Consider the following 9666-nt stretch of genomic DNA (forward strand, 5'->3'; position numbering starts at 1 on the left):
GGGTCCTCCTCCGCCACCACCCGGAACAGCCCCGCCGTCACATGCACATGCGTCAACGCGTACCGCGCGATCAACGACCGCAACACCCCCGCGTCAAACCGCTCCTCCGGCGCCACCACCACCTGGCCACCACCCAGCAGCGGCGCCCACAACTCGTACGTCGAGGAGTCGAAGGAGTGGGGCGACCGGAACAGCACCCGCAGCGGCTCCTCATGGCGCCAGCACGCGTCACTCGCGAGATCCACCACATTCTGGTGGGTGACGGCGATCCCCTTCGGCACACCGGTGGAGCCGGAGGTGTACATGATGTACGCCAACTGGTCCGGGACGCAGCGGACCGGCAGCGCCGAACCGTCACCTGTCGAAGCGGGTCCGGCCTCGACCACGCGGACACCCGAGGCGGCCGCGTCCCGCGGGAAGCCGCCCCCGCCGGCGGCGGCGTCGACCAGCAGCACACCGGCGCCGGTCTCCGCGAGCAGCCGCCGCAGCCGCTCCGCCGGGGCCCGCGCGTCCAGCGGCACGTACGCGCCCCCCGCCTTCAGCACCGCCAGCAACGCGACCACCAGCTCGGCGGAACGCTCCATCAGCACCGCCACCGGTGACTCCGGCCCCACCTCGTGGTCGGCCAGCACGCGCGCGAGCCGGTCGGACCGCTCGTCCAGTTCCCGATACGACAGCCGCTCCGCTCCGGACGCCACCGCCACCGCCTCGGGGGTGCGGGCCACCTGGGCGGCGAAGAGTCCCGGCACCGTGCCCACCGGCGCCTCGCACGCGGTGTCGTTCCATTCCACGAGCACGCGACGCCGCTCGGCCTCCCCCAGCAACTCGACGTCGCCGAGCGGGCGGTCCGGGTCCAGCGTGGCGAGGTCGTCCAGGAACCGCGCGAACCGCTCGGCGTGCAGCGCGACCTCGTCGGCGCGGTACAGCGCGGGGTTCGCGTCCACGTGGAGGTGCATGCCGTCCGACCTGCGGTCGTGCACGACGAACGCCAGGTCCTCGACGGGAACGTTGGCGACGTTGTGCGCGGTGGTCCGGCAGCCGGCGAACGTGATGTCGGACGCGGCCGGCTGGATGTTCACATGGGGGCCGTACAAGGGCTCGTCCACGTGCGTGAGGCCGCGGTCCCGCCGCATCTGCTCCATCCGGTAGCGCTGGTGGCGCAGGGCGGCGCTGACGGCTGTCCGGGTCTCCAGGACGAACGCGCGCAGGCTCCGCTCCGGGTCCACCGTCAGGCGCAGCGGCAGGATGTTCGCCATCATGCCGGGAACCGACCGGGTCTCCTCCGCCACGCGGCCGGTGACCGGCATGCCCAGGACCACGTCCTTGGCACCTGTCGCCAGGTGCAGGTAGGCCGCGGTGGCCGCGATCGCCAGCGCGGGCCAGTGCACCCCGAGACGCCGGGTCGCTCCCCGCAGGCGGGCGGACCGGTCGGCGGAGAGGTCCACGGTGTGCCGCAGGTTCGCGGGGGACGCGGGCGCGGACCGGCCGGCGAGGGTGACGGGGGCGGGCAGGTCGGCCAGTCGCTCGCGCCAGAACCCGCGGTCCTGGGCGTACTGCTCGGAGCTCCGGTACGCCTCGTCCGCCGCCACCAGTTGCCGGTACGGGGGCAGGGGCCGGCCCGTGCCGGAGGAGCCGCCCTCGGCCAGTGCGGTGTAGATCTCCGCCATCCGGCGCGCGGTCAGCGTGGTGCCGTGGCCGTCCTGGAGCGCGTGGTGGAACACCTGCGTCCAGTAGAAGTGGTCGGGGGCGGCGCGGAACAGGACCGTGGTGCTGTGCGGGTCGCGCTCCAGGTCGACCCGGCGGGCCAGTTCGGTGTGCGTCCAGGCCCGTACGGCGCCCCAGGGGTCGGGCTCGTCGCTGACGTCCCTCACCCGCGGCGGCTGACCGGAGCCGGGGAACTGCCGCAGGCCGTCCGGGGTCCGGGTGACCTGCAACCGGCCCGACTCGTTCTCCTCGTGGAGTTGTTCCGCGGCCCGCTGGAACAGGTCGACGTCGATCGGGGCGTGGATCTCCAGGATCTCCGCGCATCGGTAGGCCGGGTTTCCCGGCGCCAGGTGCTGCGCGAACCACATGCCCTCCTGGGCGGCGGTCAGCTTGAGGAGCCCCTCACCAGATCGGTCCACGCCATCCATCCCAACCGCTCGACGGTGTTCCTCCCACCTTCCGGTGCCGCGTCGGTCCCGCGGTATCAGCGTTCGCCGCCGTTACGGGCGTGATCACCCGACCGCCGGGGGTCGTTCGGGCCGCCGTGCGGCCGATCCGCGCGGTACGCCGGCCGGTGGCGGGGGGATCGCGGGGCGGCGGGCACGTAACTGTGGACACCACGGATGCTCCGACCGGCGGTTTTCTGGATTCTGGAGCCGGGAACCGCCGAACTCCGCGGACCAGGACGGTTCACAGAAGGGCACCAGCACATGACGGCCATCCAGGATGAACTGTCGAAGATGGCCGCGACGCAGTTCCCGTTGACGAGGGAACGCGCGTATCTGGACGCCGCGTGCATCGGGGTGGCCTCGCAGCGCGCGGTGGACGCCGTCACCCATTTCACCGAGCGGACCCAGTGGATTCCGGCGGATTCGGGCACGGCCCACCACGGCGAGCTGAACACGGCGCGGGACGCGGCCCGGCCGCGTGCGGCCCGCCTCATCGGCGCGCAGCCGCAGGACATCGCGCTCGTCGAGAGCGCCACCCACGGTCTGTCGATCGCCGCCCAGGCGTTACCGCTCAAGCCCGGGGACGCCGTGGCGCTCGCGGACCTCGAATACATCCAGATGGGCGTCACCTGGTCGCAGTTGGCGCGCGGCGGCATCGGCGTGCGCCGGGTCCCGCACACCGCGGGCGAGGTCTCGGTCGACGTGCTGCGGGCCTGTCTCGACGACGACGTGGCGGTTCTCGCGCTGAGTTCGGTGCAGTGGACGAACGGGTTCCGGGCGGACCTGGCCGCCGTGTCCGAGATGTGCCGCAGCCGGGGGATCTGGCTGGTGGTCGACGCCGCCCAGCACGTCGGCGCGCTTCCGCTCGACGTGTCGGCGACACCGGTGGACGTGCTGGTGTGCAGCGGGCACAAGTGGCTCAACTCCCCCTTCGGAACCGGGTTCCTCTATCTGGCGCCCGAGATCCGTGAGCGCCTGAACCGCCCGATGTCCGGTTTCTTCGCGGCCGTGCCGCCCGCCGACACCTGGGGCAAGGCGTTCCTGCGTCCCGACATCAGCCCGTTCCAGGACTTCACGTACACCGGCGACGCCCGGGCCTGGGAGATCGGCGGCACCGCGAACTACCCCGGCGGCATCGCGCTGGCCTCCGCGCTGGACCTGGTGATCGAGGTCGGGCCCGCGGTGATGGCCGACCACATCGTGGCGCTCACCGACCGTCTGCTCGCCGGGCTGGACCGCCTGGGCATGGTCGTCGTCACGCCGCGCCGCCGGCGGTACCGCTCCGGCATCGTCACGTTCACCCTGGGTACGAGCACGGCGGACACCGCCCTGATGCACTACCTGGGCGGGGCCGGTGTCGCGGTGAGCGTGCGGTACACGGCCGGCGTCGGCGGCATCAGGGTCTCCTGCCACTGGTTCAACTCCGCGGCGGACGTCGGCCTGCTCCTCGACGCGGTGGGGCACTTCACGCGCCGCTGACGGGAGCGGGACACCGGTGCGGGCCGGGTCAGGAAGCCGTCAGGACGAGCGCCGCGTTGTGGCCGCCGAACCCCATCGAGGTGCTGACGGCGACGTCGATCGGAGCGCTGCGGGGCGCTCCGCCCACCACGTCGATCTCGACTTCCGGGTCGAGCCGCGTGAGGTTGGCGGTGGGCGGCACGCAGTGGTGGGCGACGGCGAGTGCGGTGTAGGCGGCCTCGATCGCGCCGCACGCGCCGAGCGTATGGCCGATGACGCCTTTGGTGGACGTGACCAGGGGCCGGTCGCCCAGCACCCGGCGCAGCATCCGGCCCTCGGCCGCGTCGTTGAGCACGGTGGCCGTGCCGTGCGCGTTGACGTGGTCGACGTCGGACGGCCCGAGTCCGGCGTCCGCCAGGGCGGCGCGCAGTGCCCGCTCGATGCCCTGGCCGCTCGGGTCGGGCGCCGTGGGGTGGTGGGCGTCCGAGGCGCTGCCGTATCCGCGGACCACGGCGTGCACCCTCGCGCCCCGGGCCCGGGCGTCCGCGGTCCGCTCCAGGACCAGGACGCCCGCGCCCTCGGCGGCCACGAACCCGTCCCGGCCCGCGTCGAACGGGCGGGAGGCGCGGCCGGGTTCGTCGGTACGCCCGGACAGCGCGCCCATCTTGCCGAGCGCGGCCAGTACCAGGGGGGTCAGCGCGGACTCGGTGCCGCCGGCCACCACCACGTCGCAGACGCCCGACCGCAGGAGTGCGCGTGCGGTGCCCACCGCGGTGCCGCCCGCGGCGCACGCGGCGGCGCTGACCTCGCTGGGTCCCTTCGCGCCGATGTCGATCGCGACGTGGCCGGCGACCATGTTCACCATGAACATCGGGATCGTGAGCGGGGAGACCTTGCGGGGTCCCCGCTCCAGCAGTGCGGTGTGCTGGCGTTCCAGGGACTGCATCCCGCCGAGCGAGTTGCCGAGCACGACGCCCACCCGGGTGCCGTCCCACCGCGCCGGGTCCCAGCCCGCGTCCGCCAGGGCCTGGCGGGAGGCGACGATCGCCAGCTGCGCGAACCGGTCGAACCCCCACGCGGAGAAGCCCCCGAGGAGGGCGTCGGCGTCGAAACCCGGGACCCGGCAGGTGACACCGGCCGGGAGGCCGCCCAGCGGCTCGTCCGCCGTCGCGCACGACCGGCCCGAGGTGACCCGGTCCCAGTTCTCCTTGACCCCGATGCCGGCCGGCGTCACCAGGCCGAGCCCGGTGATCGCCGCCCCGAACGACGCCTTCTCCCCGCCCGTCGGAGCGCCCATCAGAGCGCGGCCTCCCGTGTCTCGACGAGTTCGGCGGCGTCGCGCAGGGTCATCGATACGGTCAACTCGCCGTCCTCGATGGGGACCCCGAACTCGTCCTCCAGGGCGAGTCCCAGCTCGACGAGGGTCAGGGAGTCGAACCTGAGCGCCCCGAACGCCGATTCCGGGCTGATCGCTCCCCGCTCGACCTTGAACCTGGTGGACAGCACCGCGGCCATCCGCTCTTCCGTGGCATTCATACCGTCGCTCCTGACGTGTGAGGCGCGTTGCCCACGGGCCGGCTGCGGGCGTGCTCCCGTACCCGTCCCGTGCCGATGGCGGATCACTCCCACGGGTGGGACCTGAGCAGGTCCCTGTTCCGGAGGATCTTCCCGCTCCTGTTGCGGGGCAGGGCCGTCGCTCTGAAGACGGCCTTCGGGACCTTGAAGGGGCCGAGGTTCAGCCGGCACCAGCGGATCAGCTCCTCGGACGGCGGAAGGCCCTCGCCGCCGACGTACGCCTCGATCGCGCCGCAGTGGACGACGACCGCCTCCTGGATCGCCGGATGACCCCGCAACACCCCTTCGATCTCGGCCAGATCGACCTTCATCCCGCCCACCGTGGCGACGGAGTCCAGCCGCCCCAGGATCGCCAGCGCACCGGTCTCCTCGTCCAGCGCGCACCGGTCGTGGGTCCGCAGCCAGCCGTCCGCGTAGCGGTCGGCGTCACCGCGCAGGTACGGCGAGCGGTCGACCCGTACCTGCAGTTCCGCGTCGACGGACCTGAGTTCCACGGTGTCGCCGGCCGGGTAACCGACCCACGGCGCGCGGTTCCTGGACCCGGTCAGGTCACCGGTCAGCATGCCCGTCTCGGTCATGCCGTAGATCTGTCCGACGGGCACGCCGTACTTCGCCAGGAAGCGGTCGTAGACGGCCTCGGGGAGCGGTTCACCGGCCGACAGGGTGACCCGCAGCGACCGCGGGGGCGGGCCGGAGGCGCGCGAGAGCAGGTCGAAGTGGAAGGGGATGCCGAAGACGGCGTGCACGTCGGCGGCCCGGGCGGTCTCCAGGACCGCGCCGATGCGGGTGCCGGCCGGGAGCACGAGTTCCGCGCCCGAGCCGAGCGCGTGCAGGAACCCGCCGATGAGGCCCACGGTGTGCACGAGCGAGTTCAGCAGGAGGACGCGCTCGCCCTGGCCGGGCATGCCGTCCAGGGAGGCGTAGCGCACGAGTTCGTCCCGCAGCGAGCGGCCGGTGCGCCCGATCACCTTGGGCACGCCGGTGGACCCGGAACTGAACTGCACCAGGCAGATGTCCTCGTCCGCGGGACGGCCGCCGGGCCGGGCGGAGACCACGAGCGGGCTCTCCTCCACGAGCCCGGTGCCGCTGCCGCCCGGGCCCGCCGCGGCGACCAGGAACTGCGGCGCGCACAGCGCGGCCAGCCGCTCCCGCTCGGCGAGGGGGGTGCGCGCGTCGAGCAGGACGGTCTGCGCGCCGACGGACCACAGGCCGACCAGTGCCTGCATCAGGGTGAACCCGGGCGGCACGTACACGGCGACGGACGCCCCCGGGCCGATGCCCTGGCGGCGGAAGAGGTCCGCCAACTCCCGTGCCCCGGTGCGCAGTCCGCCGCGGGTGAGACGCCCGCGGAGCCGGGCCAGCGGGGCGCTGTCGGGCCCCCGGTCCAGAAGTTCCTCGCCCCACCATGCTCGGGTGGCCATGGTTCACTCCTCCTCGACGTCGGGTTGCCGATCGGTTGGTGCCGGAACGGGTCCGGCGGGCGCCTCCTCGGTCACACGGCCGTGGGTGCCTCGGTGTCGGCCGGGAAGTTCTCGGCCAGGTAGAGGTGGATCTCCCGGACCGAGGCGAATCCGTGCAGGATGGCCGGCTCCGGTTCGAGTTCGATGCCGTGGAGTTCCTCCAGGAGGTGCTGGAGCATGACGAGCGAGAAGGAGTCCATGGCGAGCGGGGTGTCGTAGCCGACCTCTCCGGACGCCTGCATGGACAGGGCTTCCGTCACGATCTTCTGAAGGTCGCTCTTCCTGATCACGGTGGGGGTTCCTCTCGCCGCGGCACGGACGCGTGCCCGTGGGCTTCATGGGAGGTCGGTCGTGGGGACCGCTCGCGGTCGGGTGCGCTCGCGGTCGGGTGCGCTCAGGCTCAGGCTCTCGGTCCGGCCCTGACGACTTCGGCGGTCTCGACGACCTCGGCGGTCTCGGCGGTCTCGACGGTCTCGGGCCGGGCCTGCTCGGCGACCAGATCCGCCAGCCGGTCGAGGCCGGTCCCGATCTCCGCGGGGGTCAGCAGGCTGCACGACAGCCGCAGTTGGTGGTCGCCCGCGCCGGGCTCCGGGTAGAAGTGCCCCATCGGGGTCCACAGCACCCGGTGGGCGCGCGCCGAGTGTTCGAGCATCTCGTCGTCGGCGCGGAACGGCACGGAGAGCACCACGAAGAACCCTCCGGTCGGCACGTTCCAGCGGACCTCTCCGGCCTGGCCGGCCGGGAAGCGCTGCCGCAGGCCGTCGCAGACGAGGTCCAGGTTGCGCCGGTAGGACGCTCTGGCTTCCGCGTTGGCCGCGTAGAGGCTGAAGTCGTGTTCCAGCAGCTGCCCCGCGACGAGGGCCTGGCTGATCGGGGAGGTGTTGACCGTCACCATGCTCTTGATCTTCGCCAGTTCGTCGGCCAGGTACCCGGTGGTCCGCCCCCGTACGGTCACCCGCTGGTCGGCCACGGCGAAGCCGACCCGCACGCCGGGCGACGCCGTCTTCGCGAACGATCCGAGGTAGATGACGCGGGCCTCCTCGTCGAGCGCCTTGAGCGTGGGCAGCCGGTCGCCGCGCCCGGTGAAGTGGCCGTAGGGGTTGTCCTCCAGGAGCAGCAGGTCCTCGCGCGCCGCCACGTCGAGGAGCCGGCGCCGGGTCGGGATGTCGAGGGAGAGGCCGGTCGGGTTGGAGAAGTCCGGTACCAGGTACAGGCAGCGCGGCCGCAGCCCTTCGCCGCGCGTCGCGCGCAGCCGCTCCCGCAGGTCGTCGAGGTCGATGCCGCGCTCTCCCGACGCCACCGGCACCACCGGCATGTCGACCAGCCGCGCGGCGCCGGTGAAGCCCGCGTAGGTCGGTGACACCGCGAGCGCCACGTCCCGCCCGTCCCGGCGCAGCGCGCGCAGGACCAGCAGCATCGCCTCCTGGGCGCCGACGGTGACGACGACGGACTCCGGGTCGGCCGTGATGCCCTCGTCGACCGCCAGGTGGCGGGCGACCAGGTCGGCCGTGATGCCCTTGGTCCGTCCGTACTGGAACAGGGTGCGGACGATCCGGCGCTCGTCGAAGCCCCGTTCCGATGCCAGGAACGCGCAGTACCGCCGCAGGTAGCGGTCCAGGTCGCCGACGCGGAAGAAGTCCTCCGAGGGGCGGCCCGCCGCGAAGGACACGGCGTCCGGGTAGCGGTCGGCCACCTCGTTCAGGAAGGTGACCGAGTCCAGCGACGGGTCGCCCACCGCCGCGTGCAGATCTGACAGCTCCATGCCGCCCACTCTCCGGCCGAGCGGCGGGTCGCGGCTATCGGCGATCTCCACCGTTACGCCGTCCACGTCATCGTGTCGTCCGGGTCATCCGGGTCATCCGGGTCGTCCGCCCGTGGGAGCCGGGCGGGGACGGGCAGGCGTCCCGGACCGCGGGAGCCGGACCCGGCGCACACGCCCCGGGCCCTCCGCGTGCGGTCGACGTCGGAGTGGGGGTGCCTGCCGGACGCGGGCGCGGCGGGCTCCGCGCGTACGGCGGAGCCCGCGCTCGGTGCGCGCCCTCAGCGGTGCGCTCAGCGGGTGCGCTCAGAGGGTGCGCAGCGCTGTCGCCGGCTGCTCGACCCGGTCGGCCACGTAGCGCAGGAAGCCGCCGGCCACGCCGCCGTCGCAGACACGGTGGTCGAACGTCAAGGAGAGCTGGACGACCTGGCGGACCGCCAGTTCGCCCTGGTGCACCCACGATTTCGGCACGATCCGGCCGACGCCGAGCATGGCGGCCTCGGGGTGGTTGATGATCGGGGTGGACCCGTCGACGCCGAAGACGCCGTAGTTGTTGAGGGTGAAGGTGCCACCGGTCACCTCGGCGGGCGCCAGTGCCCCCCGCCGGGCCCGGTCGGTCAGGCGCGCGAACTCCCGCGTCAGCGACTCGGCGTTGCGGGTGTGCGCGTCGCGCACGACCGGCACGACCGCGCCCCGGTCGGTCTGTACGGCGAAGCCGAGGTGCACGGCGGGCAGCCGCACGATCTCCCGGGCCGCCGTGTCCACCCTGGCGTTCAGCTCGGGGAACCGGTCGAGCCCCGCCGTGCAGAGGCGGGCGAGCAGCGCGAGCACGGAGATCTTCGGCCCGCCCGCCTCGTTCATCACGGCGCGGGCCGCCATCAACTCCGTCGCGTCCGCGTCCACCCAGCAGGTCGCCTCGGGAATCTCCCGGCGGCTGCGGGCCATCTTCGCCGCGACCGCACCCCGTACGCCCTTGAGCGGCACCCGCACATCGTCCTCCGCCTCAGCCGAACGGACGGGCGCGCCCGGCTCTCCCGAGGCGGGCCGCGGGTCGGGGGCCCGCGCCGTCCCCTGTGCGATCGCCCGCTCCACGTCCGACCGCAGGATCAGCCCCTGGTACCCGCTCCCGGCCAACTGCCGCAGATCGAGGCCGCTTTGCCTCGCCAGCCGCCGCACCAGCGGCGACACCACCGGGGCCGGCCCGGCCGCCGCGGCCGGACCCCGCGCACCCGTACCCGCGCCCTGCACGGGTACAGCGTCC

General features: G+C 73.4%; 8 protein-coding genes. 1 reads left to right on the forward strand and 7 read right to left on the reverse strand.

Annotation, left to right across the window (positions count from 1 at the left end):
- The coding region (locus tag AB0399_RS39560; protein WP_366414577.1) for an AMP-binding protein at positions 1-2123 on the reverse strand (2123 nt) is incomplete at its 3' end.
- 291 nt (positions 2124-2414) lie between these two features.
- Between AB0399_RS39560 and AB0399_RS39565 the strand changes: the two genes are divergently transcribed.
- A complete protein-coding gene (locus AB0399_RS39565) occupies positions 2415-3632 on the forward strand; it encodes an aminotransferase class V-fold PLP-dependent enzyme (protein WP_329361902.1) in 1218 nt (405 codons plus the stop codon).
- A gap of 28 nt (positions 3633-3660) precedes the next feature.
- Here AB0399_RS39565 and AB0399_RS39570 read toward each other — a convergent pair whose 3' ends face one another.
- The 6 genes from AB0399_RS39570 to AB0399_RS39595 all read right to left on the reverse strand — a co-directional run.
- Complete coding sequence (locus AB0399_RS39570) at positions 3661-4908, reverse strand: beta-ketoacyl-[acyl-carrier-protein] synthase family protein (protein WP_366414578.1); 1248 nt, start codon at positions 4906-4908, stop codon at positions 3661-3663.
- Positions 4908-5147 (reverse strand): acyl carrier protein, encoded by a 240-nt coding sequence (locus AB0399_RS39575; protein WP_329361906.1) that lies wholly within the window; start codon positions 5145-5147, stop codon positions 4908-4910. Before AB0399_RS39575 ends, AB0399_RS39570 begins: the two co-directional genes overlap by 1 nt.
- Before the next feature lie 83 nt (positions 5148-5230).
- A complete protein-coding gene (locus AB0399_RS39580) occupies positions 5231-6607 on the reverse strand; it encodes a class I adenylate-forming enzyme family protein (protein ID WP_366414579.1) in 1377 nt (458 codons plus the stop codon).
- A 71-nt stretch (positions 6608-6678) separates the two neighbouring features.
- Entirely contained in the window at positions 6679-6936 is a 258-nt protein-coding gene (locus AB0399_RS39585; protein ID WP_329361911.1) for a hypothetical protein, read from the reverse strand.
- 110 nt (positions 6937-7046) lie between these two features.
- Positions 7047-8408 (reverse strand): PLP-dependent aminotransferase family protein, encoded by a 1362-nt coding sequence (locus AB0399_RS39590; RefSeq protein ID WP_366414580.1) that lies wholly within the window; start codon positions 8406-8408, stop codon positions 7047-7049.
- Positions 8409-8711: 303 nt separating this feature from the next.
- On the reverse strand, positions 8712-9666 hold a 955-nt coding region (locus AB0399_RS39595; RefSeq protein ID WP_366414581.1), incomplete at its 5' end, for a dihydrolipoamide acetyltransferase family protein.

The sequence above is a fragment of the Streptomyces sp. NPDC088194 genome, from assembly GCF_040702025.1.
In the GTDB taxonomy this organism is placed as follows: domain Bacteria; phylum Actinomycetota; class Actinomycetes; order Streptomycetales; family Streptomycetaceae; genus Actinacidiphila.

Excerpts from the sequence above, each read along its gene's own strand:
- AB0399_RS39570 (WP_366414578.1), bottom strand. The coding sequence starts at position 4,908 with ATGGGCGCTCCGACGGGCGGGGAGAAGGCGTCGTTCGGGGCGGCGATC.
- AB0399_RS39565 (WP_329361902.1), top strand. The coding sequence starts at position 2,415 with ATGACGGCCATCCAGGATGAACTGTCGAAGATGGCCGCGACGCAGTTC.
- AB0399_RS39575 (WP_329361906.1), bottom strand. The coding sequence starts at position 5,147 with ATGAATGCCACGGAAGAGCGGATGGCCGCGGTGCTGTCCACCAGGTTC.
- AB0399_RS39590 (WP_366414580.1), bottom strand. The coding sequence starts at position 8,408 with ATGGAGCTGTCAGATCTGCACGCGGCGGTGGGCGACCCGTCGCTGGAC.
- AB0399_RS39580 (WP_366414579.1), bottom strand. The coding sequence starts at position 6,607 with ATGGCCACCCGAGCATGGTGGGGCGAGGAACTTCTGGACCGGGGGCCC.